11 protein-coding genes are annotated in these 18,411 nt (G+C 37.2%); 8 read left to right on the top strand and 3 right to left on the bottom strand.

Annotated elements, in window-relative coordinates; translation table 11 throughout:
• Positions 1-19: 19 nt before the first annotated feature.
• The 3 genes from WC623_RS23890 (at position 20) to WC623_RS23880 (ending at position 5,775) form a co-directional block, all read left to right on the top strand.
• Positions 20-3,196 (top strand): efflux RND transporter permease subunit, encoded by a 3,177-nt coding sequence (locus tag WC623_RS23890; RefSeq protein ID WP_372855928.1) that lies wholly within the window; start codon positions 20-22, stop codon positions 3,194-3,196.
• Positions 3,197-3,206: 10 nt separating this feature from the next.
• On the top strand, positions 3,207-4,610 hold the full coding sequence (locus tag WC623_RS23885; RefSeq protein WP_372855927.1) for an efflux transporter outer membrane subunit: 1,404 nt from the start codon (positions 3,207-3,209) through the stop codon (positions 4,608-4,610).
• A gap of 190 nt (positions 4,611-4,800) precedes the next feature.
• Positions 4,801-5,775 (top strand): GlxA family transcriptional regulator, encoded by a 975-nt coding sequence (locus tag WC623_RS23880; RefSeq protein ID WP_372855926.1) that lies wholly within the window; start codon positions 4,801-4,803, stop codon positions 5,773-5,775.
• Here WC623_RS23880 and WC623_RS23875 read toward each other — a convergent pair.
• From WC623_RS23875 to WC623_RS23865, 3 genes are all read right to left on the bottom strand, one after another.
• Complete coding sequence (locus WC623_RS23875; protein ID WP_372855924.1) at positions 5,756-7,111, bottom strand: PepSY-associated TM helix domain-containing protein; 1,356 nt, start codon at positions 7,109-7,111, stop codon at positions 5,756-5,758. The two genes, WC623_RS23880 and WC623_RS23875, sit on opposite strands and share 20 nt — an antisense overlap.
• A 125-nt stretch (positions 7,112-7,236) precedes the next feature.
• The gene (locus WC623_RS23870; protein ID WP_372855922.1) at positions 7,237-8,769 is read right to left on the bottom strand and encodes a SusD/RagB family nutrient-binding outer membrane lipoprotein; all 1,533 of its coding nucleotides are present in this window, start codon (positions 8,767-8,769) and stop codon (positions 7,237-7,239) included.
• Positions 8,770-8,799: 30 nt separating this feature from the next.
• Positions 8,800-11,847, bottom strand: coding sequence for a SusC/RagA family TonB-linked outer membrane protein (locus WC623_RS23865; RefSeq protein WP_372855920.1), 3,048 nt, complete (start codon positions 11,845-11,847; stop codon positions 8,800-8,802).
• Positions 11,848-11,923: 76 nt separating this feature from the next.
• On the opposite strand from WC623_RS23865, the gene WC623_RS23860 reads away from it, so the two are divergent.
• The 5 genes from WC623_RS23860 to WC623_RS23840 all read left to right on the top strand — a co-directional run bounded on the left by WC623_RS23860 (position 11,924) and on the right by WC623_RS23840 (position 18,292).
• Positions 11,924-12,880 carry a helix-turn-helix domain-containing protein gene (locus WC623_RS23860; RefSeq protein ID WP_372855918.1) on the top strand — a complete coding sequence of 319 codons (957 nt, stop codon included), beginning with the start codon at positions 11,924-11,926 and terminating at the stop codon, positions 12,878-12,880.
• A gap of 125 nt (positions 12,881-13,005) precedes the next feature.
• Complete coding sequence (gene rpsA / locus WC623_RS23855; RefSeq protein ID WP_372855916.1) at positions 13,006-14,943, top strand: 30S ribosomal protein S1; 1,938 nt, start codon at positions 13,006-13,008, stop codon at positions 14,941-14,943.
• A 119-nt stretch (positions 14,944-15,062) separates the two neighbouring features.
• Complete coding sequence (locus WC623_RS23850) at positions 15,063-16,670, top strand: beta-N-acetylhexosaminidase (protein WP_372855914.1); 1,608 nt, start codon at positions 15,063-15,065, stop codon at positions 16,668-16,670.
• Between the two features lie 139 nt (positions 16,671-16,809).
• Positions 16,810-17,358, top strand: a complete 549-nt coding sequence (gene pyrR / locus WC623_RS23845; RefSeq protein ID WP_372855912.1) for a bifunctional pyr operon transcriptional regulator/uracil phosphoribosyltransferase PyrR — start codon at positions 16,810-16,812, stop codon at positions 17,356-17,358.
• Position 17,359: 1 nt separating this feature from the next.
• Entirely contained in the window at positions 17,360-18,292 is a 933-nt protein-coding gene (locus WC623_RS23840) for an aspartate carbamoyltransferase catalytic subunit (protein WP_372855910.1), read from the top strand.
• The last annotated feature ends 119 nt before the right edge of the window (positions 18,293-18,411 follow it).

Raw genomic sequence — 18,411 nt, 5'->3', positions numbered from 1 at the left:
ACCTGTTGAAATAGAATATATGTTTAAGAAATTTATAGAAAGACCAGTATTATCTACGGTAATATCTATTATCATTGTGATACTTGGTATACTGGGCCTCATTACTCTCCCTGTATCTCAATATCCAGAAATTGCCCCACCAACGGTACAGGTTTCAGCCTCATACCAGGGTGCAAATGCTGATGTGGTAATGAATAGTGTTGTTATTCCTCTGGAAGAACAAATTAATGGTGTGGAAGACATGACCTATATGACTTCCTCAGCGAGTAATGATGGTACTGCTACAATTACAATTAACTTTAAACTTGGAACGGATCCAGATCTTGCCGCTGTAAATGTGCAGAACAGGGTAGCAAGGGCCAGTAGTTTATTACCTGCAGAGGTTACCAGATCAGGTGTAATCACGGCAAAACGTCAGGCAAGTAATGTGTTGATTTTTGGTATTTATAGTGAAAGTGACTCGTATGACCAGAAATTTTTGCAGAATTATGTGAATATTAACCTGGTTCCTCAGATAAAGCGTATAAATGGAGTTGGGGATGCTACGGCCTTTGGTTTGATGGACTATAGTATGCGTATCTGGCTTAAACCAGATGTGATGGCGACTTATGGTTTAATTCCTAATGATGTAAGTATTGCACTTGCAGAACAGAATATCGAAGCTGCACCTGGTCAATTTGGTGAACAAGGTGAACAATCGTTCCAATATACTTTAAAGTATTCAGGCCGATTGAAGGATGAGATTGAGTTTAGTAACATCATTATCAAAGTTGCAGAAAATGGACAGGTATTACGCTTAAAAGATATTGCAAGAATTGAATTAGGTGCACAAAGTTATGCCAGTACGACAAGGTTTAATGGTAAACCCGCAGTAGGTATTGCAATTAATCAGACTGCAGGCTCAAATGCAAAAGACGTAATTGAAGGTTCATTAAAAGCGCTCGAAGAAGCTTCTCAGACCTTTCCAAAAGGCATCAGTTATACCTCGCTGGTTAATGTTAACGACTTCCTGGATGCCTCAATTGAAAAAGTAATCCATACTCTTATTGAAGCGTTTATCCTGGTTTTCCTTGTAGTATTTATTTTCCTTCAGGATTTCAGATCTACATTAATTCCAGCGATTAGTGTACCTGTGGCTATTGTTGGTACTTTCTTTTTCCTGAATCTATTTGGGTTCACTATTAACTTACTTACCCTATTTGCTCTTGTACTGGCCATAGGTATTGTAGTGGATGATGCCATTGTGGTGGTTGAGGCCGTCCATGCCAAGCTCGATCAGGGTTATAAATCCGCAAAGAAAGCAACATTCGATGCGATGGAAGACATCACAGGTGCAATCATTTCCATTACATTGGTTATGGCTGCGGTGTTTGTTCCGGTAAGTTTTATTCAAGGCTCATCAGGAGTATTTTATAAGCAGTTCGGATTAACACTAGCAATTGCAATTATCCTGTCAGCAATAAATGCCTTGACTTTAAGTCCTGCACTCTGTGCTTTGTTATTAAAGCCACATGCTGATGATCATGGTAAGCCTAAAAATTTTATGCAACGTTTTTATGCTGCTTTTAATACGTCATTTGATACAATGACGATGAAGTACAAACATTCTGTTACCTTTTTGGCCAGAAGAAAGTGGATAGCTGGTTTAGGTGTTGCACTTTTTACCGGGATATTAATCTGGACAATGAACACTACGCCAAAAGGATTTGTACCAAATGAGGATTTGGGAACTATTATGTCTGATATCTCGCTGCCACCCGCAACTTCTTTGGAGCAAACAGCAATAGTCATTAAACAAATTGACAGTATAGCACATACAATTCCTGAAATTAAAAACTCCTTAACCGTTGTCGGACGTAGTATGATCAGTGGGTCGGGCAGTTCCTATGGAATGGTAATTGGGAAATTACTTCCATGGAATGAGCGTAAACGTGATGTCAAAGCCGTAATTGGTGAATTATTTGCTAAAACTGCTAATATTAAAGGAGCAAGAGTAATCTTTTTCGCCCCTCCTACCATCCAGGGTTTTGGTACTAGTGGTGGTTTCGAATTTCAGTTACAGGATAAAACCGGTGGCGACATTAATAAATTTAACACAATAGGAAACGAGTTTTTAGCAGCATTAAGTAAAAGACCGGAAATCCAGTATGCATCTACCTCATTTAACCCTAATTTCCCTCAATATCAGATTGATGTGAATGTGGCTACTGTAAAACAGGCAGGTTTAAGTGTAAGTGATGTATTGAATGTGCTGCAAGGTTATTATGGTGGTGTTTATGCTTCCAACTTTAACAAATATGGTAAGCAATACCGGGTAATGTACCAGGCAGATGCAGCATACCGCGCTAACCAGGCTACGCTGAATAACATTTATGTCAGAAATGCAAAAGGAGAAATGGCTCCAATCAGTAATTTTATTACACTAAAAAAAGTATACGGACCACAGGCTATATCCCGTTTCAACTTGTTTACTTCCATATCTGTTACAGGTAGTCCTAAAGCGGGATTCAGCTCAGGTGATGCGCTAAAAGCTGTTCAAGAAGAAGCTGCAATTCATTTGCCAGCAGGTTATGGTTACGAATTCTCGGGCCTTTCTCGAGAAGAAATGGCAGGCGGAAGTCAAACCATATTTATCTTCTTGCTCTGCTTAATCTTTGTATACTTTTTACTTTGTGCTCAATATGAAAGTTATATCCTTCCTTTAGCGGTATTGATTTCTTTACCAGTAGGTTTGGCAGGTGTATTTATATTCGATAAAATATTTGGCGTTGACAATAACATATACACCCAAATTACACTGATCATGTTGATTGGTTTATTAGCAAAAAATGCGATTTTGATTGTAGAATTTGCGGTAGACAGACGAAGAAAAGGAATGAGTATTGTAAGTGCAGCTATTAGTGGTGCAACCGCTCGTTTACGTCCAATCCTAATGACTTCATTTGCCTTTATATTAGGTCTATTACCTTTAATGCTATCAACAGGTGTTGGTGCTTCAGGTAATAAGTCGATCGGTACTGGTGCTGTTGGAGGGATGTTAATAGGAACTATTTTTGGTATTTTTGTGATACCTGCCCTGTTCATCGTGTTCCAGAGTCTTCAAGAAAGGGTGAGTAATAAACCTCCATTCTTAGAGGGCTACACCGCTGAGCAACAAGCTATTGAGTTCCCTGAAGTTGATACCCGTGAACACTAATTTAAAAAACATGAACACCAGATATTATAAATCTTATTTTCTCATCGGTTTCTCGATACTTGCTTTATCGGCTTGCGTAACTAAAAAATATGAACGCCCTGCTGTAAACAGTAATGACTTGTACCGCGAAAATACCACAACAGATACAACTAGCATTGCAAACTTACAGTGGAAAACATTATTTGCAGATCAGAGTTTGCAGTTATTAATAGAACAGGGCATCAATGGAAACCTTGACCTGAAACAGGCTATTGAAAGGATTAAGGTTGCCGAAGCTACTCTTTTGCAAAGCAGAGCGGCTTTATTACCTAGCTTAATCGGCGATCTATCTGTTACAGATAATAAGCAATCAGTAGCAGCATTAAATTTTCCTCCAGGTATTAACATCAATACAGAAACACAATTGTATAAAGCGCAATTGAGCACCAGTTGGGAAGCGGATATCTGGGGTAGATTGAGTAGTGCAAAAAGGTCTGCTTATGCTTCATTGCTTCAAACTGATGCTGCAAAAAGGGCTGTCCAGACTCAACTCATCGCGAATATTGCCAATGCTTACTATAACTTGCTTGCTCTGGATAAACAATTGTCTATAACAGAACAAACCATCAAAATAAGGCAAGCTGATGTTGAAACCATGAAGTCTTTAAAAGAAGGTGCAGTTGTTAATGGTGCTGCAGTTGTGCAAAGTGAAGCCAATTTATATGCTGCACAGGTTACCCTACCTGATTTAAAGAGAAGCATCAGAGAAACAGAAAATGCGCTAAGCATCCTGTTAGGAAAAGGTCCTGGAAAAATTGATCGGTCAACACTTGATCAACAAACAGCATATAGCAATTTGCAAACTGGTGTGTCTGCACAATTATTACAGAACAGACCTGATGTACAGGCTGCTGAATTTGCTTTCAGGGCTGCTTTTGAGAATAAAAATGTGGCAAGGGCTTCTTTTTATCCAGCTTTAACTTTAACAGCTAATGCAGGTTTATCTAGCTTAACCCTTAAAAACTTTTTTGACAACTCTATTTTTTACAGTCTAATCGGTGGAATTACCCAACCTATTTTTAATAAGGGACAGAACAAAGCACGTTTAAAAACTGCTGAAGCACAACAACAAATTGCGTTCTATAATTTCCAACAGACTCTTTTAACAAGTGGTCAAGAAGTTTCTAACGCTCTTTATGCTTACCAGACCGCTGAAGAAAAAGAAAAAACAAGAGCAATGCAGGTTGCATCTTTAACCAAAGCTGTCGATTTTACCAAAGAATTGCTACGGTATAGCTCTGCAACTAATTACACAGATGTACTTACTTCTGAACAAAGTTTGCTTGCCGCTCAGCTAAACAGTATTAACGACCGTTTGCAAAAACTGCAATCTGTTGTGAATTTATACAAAGCCCTTGGGGGTGGTTGGAAATAAAATTAAAACCTGGTATTTCCTTCAAAAAATTAGATTAGACCATTCTGCTATAAAGCAAATGGTCTTTTTTATTGGTCTTCCTACTTATAGCGCATTTTATAGAAAAAGTATAATTATTTAAATTGAATAACGTTCATGCATAAGCAAATTGTTTATTTTTTCTATTTTGCATTCTCCTAACCATAAAGTAATGACACAGGTAGCATTATTACTGACCAATCAATACCGACTGCTTAGCGTAGCAGCGATATTAGATGTATTTGATACTGTAAACAGCTATTACAAGACTAAAGACGAAGAACCTCTTTTCAAGCTAAATGTACTATATGCTGAAAACAGCAAAAATGAAATCCCAGCATTTAATAGTCACAAACCACAACCTTTAAAATCAGCTGGTAAACATGATTTAATTCTTATTCCCGCCTTTAGTACCTTTGATTTAAAAGCTGCAATTCAAGAGAATCGTGATTTTATACCCTGGCTGTGCAATCAACATGATAATGGGGTTGAGATTGCTTCCTTTTGTACTGGTGCTTTTTTACTTGGTGCAAGTGGTTTATTAAATGGGAAGAGTGCAACTACCCATATCCATGCCAGCACTTCCTTTGCAGAGAGTTATCCCGATGTGTTTTTAAGACCCAATGAAGTAGTTACTTACGATCACGGTATTTATACCAGTGGAGGAGCAACCAGCACCTTTCATTTGTTGCTAAGACTAATTCATAACTATGGAAATAGAGAAATTGCAGTAAGAATGGCAAAAGTATTTGCCATTGACATGAACCGTGGTCAGCAAAGCTATTTTGGCACCTTTATTCCTTCAAGAGATCATGGAGATGACCTGGTTGCTAAAACACAGTTGTCTATTGAGAACCTCTATAATAAAGTTGCTACAGTTGATGATATTTTGCAACAAATACCTGCCAGCAGAAGAAACATTGAACGTAGATTTAAAATGGCAACTGGAAATACCATGATAGAGTATTTACAGAAAACCAGAATAGAAGTCGCAAAAAAATTATTAGAACAGACCAATCAGAGCATTCTCGAAATCATGCTAAACTCAGGTTATAATGACCTTAAAGCTTTCAGACAACTTTTTAAGAAAAGCTCTGGTATGACTCCAAAAGATTACCGCGATAAGTTTAAAGCGCGGGTTGCTTAACCATGCTTTTCTTTTTGCTCTTATTTTTCTTTTTAAGCTTATTTAACCATATAATAGTTCCGGTTATAGGTAAGCTCGTGGCTATTAAACAGGCGAAGAAGTAAATGATTTTGGTAAACATTCCATAAACATCACCTAAGTGCAATGCTTTTATGGAACCAGATACACGCTCATTAAAAGGCTTATCTTTAAATACTTCTATTTTTAAAACAGAAGCATCATATTGATCAAGTAAGATCTTGTCGCCCGCCGATGGAGCAAAGAAGCCTGTTTTATTCTTCATAATTGCGACTGCAGCAGTTGAATCTTTAGGCATACTGATACTGTAATCGCCTGTATAAGGCAATGCTTTGTCTGCTGCTGCAATAAAATCAGTGATATTTAAAGGCTTTACACCTGCTGAACTAAGTTTTGAAATAGGATCTTTTGGAAGTTCCGCGCCTTCAGGCACATGAGTTCCCAAGGTTTTTCTTAATGCTTCACGATACCAGGGAAAAGACCATTGCGGACCGGTTATTCCCATTAGGAACAAGAATATACATGAATACATGCCCAAACTGTTATGCAGGTCATGATTTTTCCTTTTCCAGCTTCCACTCCATTTAATTTTAAATCCTTGTTTCCAGGCTCTAATCTTTTGAGGAAACCAGATTACCATCCCAGTAATTACACCAAGGGTAAACAATATAGTCGCTGTACCCGATATATAACTACCCAATTTTCGATTTTCTAATTCACCGATTAATGGTTTTTCAATCTTATCTAACAACAACCAACGGTGCAGGCTAAACATAGTTTGCATAAAAGATGCAGTAGCTGTTTTCGATGCCGATATATTACCTAGTACTTCACCCGTATATTGATTTACAGCAAATGCTGAAGGGCGTTTTCCACCAGCCGGACCTTCTTTTCCTTTCCCATCTTTTTTATCGCCTTTACCCGATTTATCACGTCCTTTATCTTTTGCCACCTCACTTTTATCCTTACTTCCGGCCTTATCTTTACTCCCCTCTTCCTTATCTTTTAAACGAACCATAAACTGATATGAACGCCCCGGATCTGAGGGGATCTTTACTGAAGCCACCTTTCCTCCTGTGCTTTCTTTTACTTTGGTAATAAGCTCTTCAACAGCGATAGGTTTAGCTCCCTTTTCGTATTTAACATGATACAATTCAGGCGATGCCATCTCACGTAACTCAGTATTGAATACATACAAAGTTCCACTTAAACAAATCAGTATGACAATAATACCACTACCTAAGCCAATCCATAAGTGGATATCATTAAAAAACTTACGGATTTTTTGCCAGGTTGATTTTGTTTTTTGCGCTGTCATTTTTAAAGTGATAAAGTTTGTTTACTTATAATGCCAACAAATTGTCTTTGTTGGCATTATTTATTTTCAAGGTCGCTAAAATACAATTATTTAGATACAGTCTAAATATAATATTAAAAATAATATTATTTCATCCACCAGATCTTGGCGGAAGTAATGTCATCATTTCCTTGTTTAGAAGCTTCTTCATTATTTGTCATTCTTTCCGTTTCCGGATACATTAAACGAAGTGGTCGAGCTGTTGGCGATGGGGCATCTAAAGAGTTAGGAATGTTAGGCAAACCTAGTCGGCGGTAATCATTCCATGCTTCAATACTGCTAATGCTATTTAATGCCAACCACTTTTGCTGAATAATTCTTTCAATCTTTGCATTTGCAGCAGCAGCTGTAAAAGATACTCCTGCTTGCTGATTATAAGCAGTAAAATCACCAGCTGGAACTTCCATATACTTAAATGATTGTTTTATTGCTTCTTCATAATATTGCTGTGCAGTACCTGTAATCCATCCTCTTTGTGCTGCCTCAGCTTGTAAAAACAAACTTTCAAATGAACTCATAAGCACTGAAGGCTGAGAAAAGCTTTTAAATAAGGCTGCTGGATTATTATTATTTTCTGCAGGGCCTTTAAAAGCAGAAGTATTGGCCTGGCTGTATTGTGGATCACTTGAACTCGGATTGCCAAACAGCACACCTTTATAGGTACCACCCACGGCTACATAAAGATTGGCTAGACGTGGGTCATTTAATGCTGAATATTGATTAATAACATAAGTAGTTGGTCTGATTGCAGCATAATTAACTGTAACCTTACCTGCTACTGTTTTATAATAATTTTCCCAGAAAGGGTTCAATTTACCTGAACTATTAAGGTATCCAGGTTGGATAAATGCATTTTCTGTAGCATTTAAATATCCACTACCTTCAGCCACAATCTTAGCAATCTCAGCATCAATATATGCTTGATTGCCAGCTTCACTCTGCCGGATTAAGGCTCTTAATTTTACTGTATTTGCAAACTTATACCACAAGGCCGGAACTCCCTTAAACATAACATCATCTGCGCCCATTTTAGAAATTCCAGGACCATCTTTATGATTTTTAATATCCTGAATACCTGATGTTATCAGGTTAATAGCTTTTTCATAAACCGTTTTACCTGGCTCATATTTGGGTGTAGCAATATCAAAACCTCTCAATGCTTCATCAAAAGGGATATTATTATACATATCAACGAGACGTAAGAATAACCATCCTTGCATGATTTTAGCCGCTCCAGCATGAAACAAAGCTTTTTCATCCAGTGCCTCCTTTTTAATCAACTCTAAATAATAAAGATTGTTATAAGCAGTTTCCCATACAGGAATACCATCTCTTTGGTGCATTATGGCTAGTCCATTATAAGACTTTAGATCCACAAAAGAATTAACAGCCTGGTTTGTAGTACCCCAATAACCACCCCAAAAAGCACCAATCTGGTTAATCTGTCCCTGTTCCTGATTTACGGTTGCGACCAATGCAGCAGGAAATTTAGCACTTAATGATATGGTTTCTTTACCCGGAGCATTTGGATTAGTGTTCACATCCAGAAATTTTTCACATGAGCTAAATCCGGTCACAGTGATTAACCCAAGTGTAAATATTTTAGCAATTCTATTCATCGTATTATAAATAAGGTATATGTAATATGTTTAGAAAGTAAGGTTTACATTAAATCCAAACGTTCTCATTGGAGGTACCTGGCGGAAACTGATATACCCATCCGTATTATTGTATAGATATTCAGGATCGCCCATATCATTATCTTTATGGCGAATGATAAATACATTATTAGCAACTAAACCAAGACTTGCCTGTCTAATCACTTTTTGACCAGCAAGAAACTTAGCAGGGACAGCATAGTTTAAGCTCAACTCTCTCAACTTAAGAAAGTCTGATTTTGCTGCTGTATTAATTTGAATCTCTCCTTGTTTTGTCCAAAATGCCTGATCGCCTTTTGATAAACGATTTGTATTTTCCACATAAACACCCGGTGCGGTTTCAATCACAGAGTTCGGCCAAACAAATGGCTGTCTGTCATATTGAACAGTTGCCGGATGCGTACCTGCACTATACATACGAGGTACAATCTCAGAATATAACCAACCACCCATTCTCCAGTCTAACTGTGCATTTAAGCTAAATCCTTTATAACTAACACCTGTGCTTAATCCCATTAGATATGGCGGGATAAGTGCCCCAAGATTAGTAGTGCCCTGGGCTTTCATTGGCTCTCCATTTGCATCGATAATCACTCTACCCTGAGGATCTTTTGCATAATCACTCACCAATAAGCTAGGGTATTGCTCTCCTTTTACAGCATACGATTGGCGGAAATTGTTGATATTGGTTAATCCTTCTGAAAGATCTTTAACCGTATTTTTGATATAGGTAAAGTTAACACCCATATTCCATTTTACTTCATTGCTTCTGATGATGTCTCCATTAAGGCTTAGCTCAAAAATATTGTTTACCAGTCGGCCAGCATTAATAACCTTCACATTATATCCGGTTGCTCTTGATGCAGTAGAGTTAAAGATTTGTCCGTCAGAGTCTGAATAAACATAAGCACCATCAAAATTTAAACGGTTATTGAATAAACCAAACTGAATACCTGCTTCATAAGAAGAAACAAATTCTGGTTGAATTCCAGGAGCTGTTACACTAAGACTTGGCAAATAACCTACAGAATTGCCAAAAGGGAATCCATTAGATTGTGCATAAGCATTTTCCAATGAGTAGGGCTGTAGGGTCACGTTCCCTGTTCTATTCCATGAAGCATATACTTTAGCAAATGAAATGGTATTGCTATTTTTAATGCTCTGGATTGCATCACTGGCAATAAATGAAGTACTTACTCCCGGATAGAAGAATGAACGATTCTCTTTACTTAATGTAGATACCCAGTCGTTTCTTCCTGTAAACGTTAAAAACAGGTAGTTTTTATAGCCGGCAACAAACTCTCCGTATACAGCCATTGAACGTTGCTGGGTAATTGCTACCGCACCTCCAAGTTCACCCTGGCGACTTCCAGGATTTAACAGATCTGTATACAATAAATTGTTTGCACTGATGTTGTTTTCTTTTCTATAATCAGTACGTGTATTTTGACCTAATAAAAGTTTAGTAGTAAAATCCCCGAAATCCTTTTTGAAATTTAAGATCAGGTCACTATTTAACCTTCTATAATTGTTATTAGCATCATTTACCGAGCCCTGAACATTTCTGGTTCCAGCAGCCTCGAATTTGTTTGTTGATGTACGTATTTCATCAGAAATAGAATAAATACCTATGCGATACAATGCGCTAAACCATGGCGTGAATTCATAATCCAAATCAAGTTTACCATTAAGGATCTGCTGTGTACTATTGTCGCGAATATTATCTATCTGGAAATACGGATTACGCAAGTTTCCTGTTTCAGGAGTAAAATAGTTATGCGGACTAGCCATTGAGTTTACATCTTCCCAATTTTTTAACCTGCTAAAATCAAGGTTTGCAGGCATAGAATATGCACCTATCCAAGGCCCATCAGGCGTAATCGACTTCTTGTTATGAACATAATTGATGTTATAAGAAGTTTTTAATTTATTAAAATTACGGCTTCCGTTAAACCTCAGGCCTATCCTATCATTTTTATCTTTTGGGATGATACCTGTTTGTGTTACATATTGTGCAGATAAGAAATAAGTACTATTCTGATCACCTCCAGAAAAGGAAACATCATTTTGCACATTGATACCTGTTTGAAACAAGCCCAATCTATTATCCTTATTAGGAGCTGCATATAAAAGCTGAGGTTGTGTCCCATCTGGTAAAGGCAAACCAATATCTTTCATTGAACCATCAAATTTAGGTCCCCATGAAGCATATTGTACCGGATCATAAGCACCATTTACACCTTGCCCGTATGTAGTTTGTGCATTTGGCAACAAAAAGGCATTAGAAAAAGTGGTGGTGTTACTTACATTCACAACGTTACTGCCACGAGCACCGTTCTTTGTAGTAATCATTAAAGCTCCATTAACACCTTCTGAACCATAAAGCGCTGCTGCATTTGCGCCCTTTAAAACAGTAATACTCTCAATATCATTCGGATTAAGCCTGTTGATATTTGGAACCGGCATCCCGTCAACTACATATATAGGAGCATTGGTATTTCTACCATCAATACCAGTTGAACGACTTAATGAACGTGTTCCACGAAGTGTAATCTGCGCAACAGGATCCACCTTACTATCATACATATTAATACGAAGTCCGGCAACTTTACTGCTCAATCCAAATAATGGATTTACGGTTTTACCCTGATTTAAGCTCTCGTTACTAACCAGTTGAGCACTTGATCCCAGTTCCCTGGCTGATCTTTTAATACCTAAAGCTCCAGTTACTACGACTTCAGAAAGACTTTTAGGATCTTCAGTTAAACCAATCAATAAGTTTAAGTTGTTACCAACTACAACTTCCTTGGTTACAAAGCCTGTATAAGAAACAGTTAAACGCTCACCTGCTTTTGCTTTTATTAAAAATGTGCCATCAGCGGCAGTAGAGACATTCCCTTTATGTTTGATGATAGTAGCACCAGGCAAAGCAAGACCTGATTCCTGATCAATTACTTTACCAGATATGGTTTTTATCTGAGCGAATGTAACAGCAGAAGTAAAGATGGCTAGTATAAGAGTTGTAACTTTTTTAATCATTCTCGTATTCTTTTTACAAATTAATTTAGAAGTAGTCTTAATAATCATAACTTCGCCGCAAAGATATCATTGACTAATGACGGAAAAGGGAGAACAATTAACGGTTAAGGGAGAGTTTATCTCGCAGGGTTTCCTCCCTGAGTCGCAGATAAGTGTGAACTTTATTAAGCATATGGACGCTGAAAATACTGTTCAGCTAGCTATTGAACCAACAAGTTTATTTAATTTCCTGATGGTCTTTGCTATAAAAGGCGATGTTCATTGTCTGCTTGGCAAAGAACAAAAGAGCATTATAACAGTTAGTAGTCAGCAACATAGTTTAATTGCCATACCAAATGGGGTAACCTTAAAACCTGTTGACCCTAATGCTCCTTACGAAATAGCATATATTAACATCAGTACATTTTTCCTATCAAGATATCTACCGTCTACACATCCGGCATTTAAAATTGTTCAAAGTCCTTCTCTTAATGAACCTGTTCTTTTTTGTGACCGCGTACTTCACCTCAGTCCTGAAATCAGTGTTATATTAAATAGTATTGAAAATTCAGTCCACACCGGTTTCTGTAAGAGGCTCTTTTTAGAATCGAAAGTAATAGAATTATTGGCCTTACAGCTGAGTCAGTTTGAACAAGCACAAAACGATGAACCAGTGAACAGGCTTACAAAAGAAGATCTGGATAAAATGCATGAAGTAAAAGAAATACTAATTGCCAATATAGACAGCCAGTTTTCCCTGCGTACACTTGCCCATATGGTAGGCACCAATGAGTTCAATTTGAAAAGAAATTTTAAGGCAGCTTTTGGTACTACTGTTTATGGTTATTTCAATCAGTACAAAATGGAGCAGGCGAAAATGATGCTATTAGAGGGTGATTCAAAAATCTCGGAAGTTTCAAGCAAAATAGGCTATAAACATGCTACACATTTCACCAGCGCATTTAAAAAATATTTTGGCTATCTTCCTACCAGACTTAAAATGTCTTTGCTAATCTTTGATCCTGAAATTTGTTTATTTTTTATTACGGCATAAGCTGAATTCATTGCTTTTCATTACAATCTGTTCTAAATCAACAAGATTTATCTAAAATTTCTTTGCTGTAAAAAGAATAATTTCTATCTTTGCCGTCCCTCACGGGAAAAGGAGATTTAATTTTAATGGCTAAAAAACAAGTAGCAGAAAAAGAACTAGAGGCTAAAACAGCCGAATTACAAGGCGCAGACGCTCGTCTGGCTGAGAAAGAAACCATTGAGTCAGAAGCTGATTCAGTGTCGATCGAACAGATCAAATCATCATTAGCAACTCCAGATCAAGATTTTGACTGGGATGCAGACGACAAAGCATTCGGAAATTACAGTGATGCAGACCGTAAGAAGTTTGAAGAAATGTATACCGATACTTTCAATCAAATCAACCAAGGTGAAATCATCAGTGGTACTGTTGTGTCAATTAACAACAAAGACGTAGTATTAAACGTAGGATTTAAGTCTGACGGTTTAGTATCTACTTCAGAGTTCCGTGATACACCTGACTTGAAAGTTGGCGACAAAGTTGACGTTTTCGTGGAAGCCCCTGAAGATGCTAACGGCCAGTTAATTTTATCTCGTAAAAGAGCTAAAACCCAAAGATCATGGGAGTCTATTAATGAGGCTCTTGACAATGACAGAATCATCAACGGATTTGTTAAAAGCCGTACTAAAGGTGGTCTTATCGTTGACATCATGGGTGTTGAAGCTTTCTTACCTGGTTCTCAAATTGACATCAAACCTATCCGCGATTACGATATCTACGTGGGTAAAACAATGGAATTCAAAGTTGTTAAGATTAACCACGAATTTAAAAACGTAGTTGTATCTCATAAAATCCTTATTGAGGATGACTTAGAAAGCCAAAAAGTTGAAATCGTATCTAAACTTGAAAAAGGTCAGGTATTGGAAGGTACTGTTAAAAACATCACAGACTTCGGTGTATTCATCGATTTAGGTGGTGTAGACGGATTACTTCACATTACTGATATTTCTTGGGGCCGCATAGAGCATCCGAAAGAAGTATTGAGCTTAGATGAGAAAATCAACGTTGTAGTTCTTGACTTTGATGACGAGAAAAAACGTATTGCTTTAGGTTTAAAACAATTGACTCCTCACCCTTGGGAATCTTTAGATGCTAACTTGGCTGTTGGTTCTAAAGTTAAAGGTAAAATTGTTACTGTAGCTGATTACGGAGCTTTCTTAGAAATCATTCCTGGTGTTGAAGGTTTAATCCACGTTTCAGAAATGTCGTGGTCACAAAACTTACGCAGCCCACAAGAATTCTTGAAAGTTGGCGATGAAATCGAAGCTGAAGTTTTAACTTTAGACAGAGATGATCGTAAAATGAGCTTAGGTATCAAACAATTAACTCAAGATCCTTGGCAAAATGTTGCTGAAAGATATCCTATCGGAAGCAAACATACTGCTGTAGTTAAAAACATGACTAACTTCGGTGTATTTGTTGAAATCGAAGAAGGTATCGACGGATTAATCCATATCTCTGATCTTTCATGGTCTAAAAAAGTTAACCACCCTAACGAATTCACTAAAGTTGGTGATACATTAGACGTAGTTGTTTTAGAATTAGACGTTGAAAGCCGCAAATTAAGCTTAGGTCACAAACAATTAGAAGAAAACCCTTGGGATACTTTTGAAACTATCTTCACTTTAGATTCAATCCACCAGGGAACTGTTGTTAAAGTAACTGATAAAGGTGCTGTTATTGCTTTACCTTACGGTGTAGAAGGTTTCGTACCTACTAAACACATGGCTAAAGAAGATGGTGGTGCTATCAAAGCTGAAGAAACTAATGACTTCAAAATCATTGAGTTTAACAAAGATGCTAAACGTATCGTTGTTTCTCACGCCCGTATCTGGGAAGAGGCTAAAGCTGAAGCTGTTGCAGAAGAGCGTAATGCTAAGAAAAAAGAAGCTAAAGCTTCTAGCACTGCAGTGAAAAAAGTTAAAGATTCAGTTGAAAAATCTACATTAGGTGATTTAGGTGTGCTTGCACAATTAAAACAACAAATGGAAGGTGAAGAAAACAAAGCTAAAAAAGGCGAGTAATCTTTAATACTTATATATTAAAAGCATCCCCTCGCAGGGATGCTTTTTTTTTGCAGTATTTTCTACTCTTTCATCCCTTCATATTTACTACTTTTGAAAAGAACCTATCTTAATCTATTATGAAGAGAACAATCTTTCTATTTCTATTATTGATCAGCACGGTTAATATTGTAGCACAGGATATACATCTTATTCCTCAACCAGTCCATTTAGATATTAAAAAAGGTTCCAAACCTTTTATTATAAACAATAACACAAAAATTGTGGTTAAAGACAATGCTTTATTAAAATCTGCCAACAATTTAAATGATTATTTAAGCAAGCACTTTTCCGTAAAATTGTCTATAACAAATAAAGAAGTTTCAGAAAACAGCATTAATTTAGTACTCAATACTACAAGTAATGAATTTGATGATGCTTACATGTTAGCCACATCAGAAAAGTATATCTCAATTGTCGGAACGTCTGGACCTGGTGTTTTTTATGGCATTCAAACCTTAATTCAGTTACTCCCTTACCACAAAAACAACACCTTAAAGGTTCCTGCCCTATCTATTGCGGATCATCCCCGTTTTACTTATCGTGGCATGCACCTTGATGTAAGCAGACATTTTTTTGATATAGCATTTGTCAAAAAATATATAGATTATCTGGCACTACATAAATTAAACACTTTTCATTGGCATTTAACGGATGACCAGGGTTGGAGAATTGAAATTAAAAAACATCCTAAACTAACCGAAATTGGAGCATGGCGCAATGGCACAATTATAGGTTTATTCCCAGGAACTGGAAATGACAAATTAAGATACGGAGGATATTACACGCAACAAGAAGTTAAAGAGGTTATCCAGTATGCAGCCGATCGTTACATCGATGTTATCCCTGAAATTGATGTACCAGCACATAGCATGGCTATTCTTGCTACATACCCTGCACTAGGAACAGAACCTGAGAAAAAATATGAAGTCGCACAAACCTGGGGAATTTTTAACCGACAAAATAATGTCCTACAGCCAACAGAGAAGACCTTTAAATTTTTAGAGGAGGTGCTTTCTGAAGTTATGGAATTATTTCCCTCTCCTTATATTCATATAGGTGGAGATGAAGCTTCTAAAATGTGGTGGAAAAAATCGGCTGTTTCTCAGAAAATTATGAGGGACAATAACCTTAAAGACGAGAATGCGCTACAAAGCTATTTTATCCATCGCGTAGAAAAATTTGTAAACAGTAAAGGCAAAACAATTATAGGCTGGGACGAAATTTTAGATGGTGGCCTTGCTCCTAATGCAGTAGTGATGAGTTGGCGTGGAGAAAAAGGTGGGATTGCTGCAGCAAAACAAAACCACAAAGTAATCATGACCCCTGAAGCTACAATGTATTTTAATCATAGCCAATTTTTAAAAGATGATTCATTAACTGCTGCAAGGTATTTACCGCTTAAAGCTGTATATGACTATGACCCTACCCCGTCAATACTAACTAAAGATGAAGCCAAGTATATTTGGGGAGGACAAGCCAATTTATGGACTGAGTACATCGCTAATCCTGCCAAAGTAGAGTATATGTTGTTCCCTCGTTTGGATGCACTTAGTGAAGTACTATGGAGCCCTAAAGAAAAACGGAACTATATAGATTTTCAGAAAAGGTTAAAAACACAATTTAAACGTTATGACATGATGGGGATCAATTATAGCAAACGTTATCTAAACAATTTATACCCTTAATTAATATTATAATATCATTTAAATATAAAGCATTTAAGCACAAGCAAGTACAAATACATTTTATAGCTTTTAAATTTAAAAGCGTTTTTATGTATTTAGGGTTACAAATTTTGGCTATATTTGCATAATCTTTTAGTCCATGCAAAAACGAACACTGCTAGACGGTCAAAAATTCCAGATCACAATTAAACGACTTTGTCAACAATTAATTGAGAATCACAACGATTTTTCTAATACTGTTTTAATTGGTATACAACCACGAGGTAGCTATTTTGCCGATCGTGTAAAACATGAGCTTTCTCAAGTCCTGAACAACAGCACTATACAAAAAGGGAATTTAGACATAACCTTTTTCAGAGATGATTTCAGACGAAAAGATGGTATCGTATCAGCAAATAGCAACACCATAGATTTTATCATTGAAGGTAAAAACGTAATCTTAATTGATGATGTATTATGGACCGGGAGGACAATCCGTGCGGCACTAGATGCATTACAAGCTTATGGCAGACCTGCAAAAGTAGAGTTAATGGTACTTATTGACAGGCGTTTTTCAAGGCATGTGCCTATTGAACCAGATTATATTGGTCAACAGGTCGACACACTTGATTCTCAGCAAGTGAGGGTAAGCTGGAAAGAAACAGAAAGAGAAGACAAAGTTATCTTAATATCAGAAAGCAATAAATAATATGGCAGTAGAAACATTATCAACCCGACATCTTTTAGGCATCAAAGATATTACCCGGAATGATATCGAACTTATCTTCGAAACTGCAGATAATTTTAAAGATGTAATTAACAGACCTATAAAGAAGGTTCCATCGTTAAGAGACATCACCATTGCCAATATATTTTTCGAAAACTCAACCCGTACTAAACTATCTTTTGAACTGGCTGAGAAACGACTTTCTGCTGATGTGATCAATTTCGCAGCTTCATCTTCATCTGTAAGTAAAGGCGAAACATTAATAGATACCGTAAATAATATCCTGGCCATGAAAGTGGATATGGTGGTTATGCGCCACCCGTATGCCGGTGCCGGACAGTTTTTGAGTAAGCACATCAAAGCCCAGATTGTAAATGCGGGAGACGGAGCCCATGAGCACCCCACTCAAGCATTGCTAGACGCTTTCTCCATCCGCGAAAAATTAGGTGATGTAGCAGGTAAAAAAATTGTAATTGTGGGTGACATCTTACATTCAAGAGTTGCCATTTCCAATATCCTTTGTTTGCAAAAGCTTGGCGCTGAAGTGATGGTATGTGGCCCTACGACCTTGATTCCTAAACACATCGAAAGCCTAGGAGTAAAAGTGGAACACAATCTGATCAAAGCATTGAACTGGTGTGATGTAGCCAATATGCTACGCATACAAATGGAACGTCAGGACATTAAATATTTTCCTTCTTTAAGGGAATATGCCATGATGTACGGGTTGAATAAACAAATTTTAGACAACCTGGACAAAGAGATTATTGTCATGCACCCTGGCCCAATAAACCGCGGTGTAGAGATTACAAGTGATGTGGCCGACAGCAAACAATCTATCATTCTTGATCAGGTAGAAAATGGTGTTGCTGTTCGTATGGCTGTATTATATCTACTGGCTTCACAAAACGATTGAGAACAGCAAGTCGCTTGACCCTTAATATGTCAATAAATATTTTTTAAGGATCAATACGAACTTTCTTTTATATCCGTTAAACCTGTGTTATCAACACATGTTAATTTCTTATGTTAATA

The organism is Pedobacter sp. (assembly GCF_041645105.1).
Classification (GTDB): Bacteria; Bacteroidota; Bacteroidia; order Sphingobacteriales; family Sphingobacteriaceae; genus Pedobacter.
The sequence above is the reverse complement of the archived record's forward strand: the minus strand, read 5'-3'. Positions and strand labels throughout refer to the sequence as shown.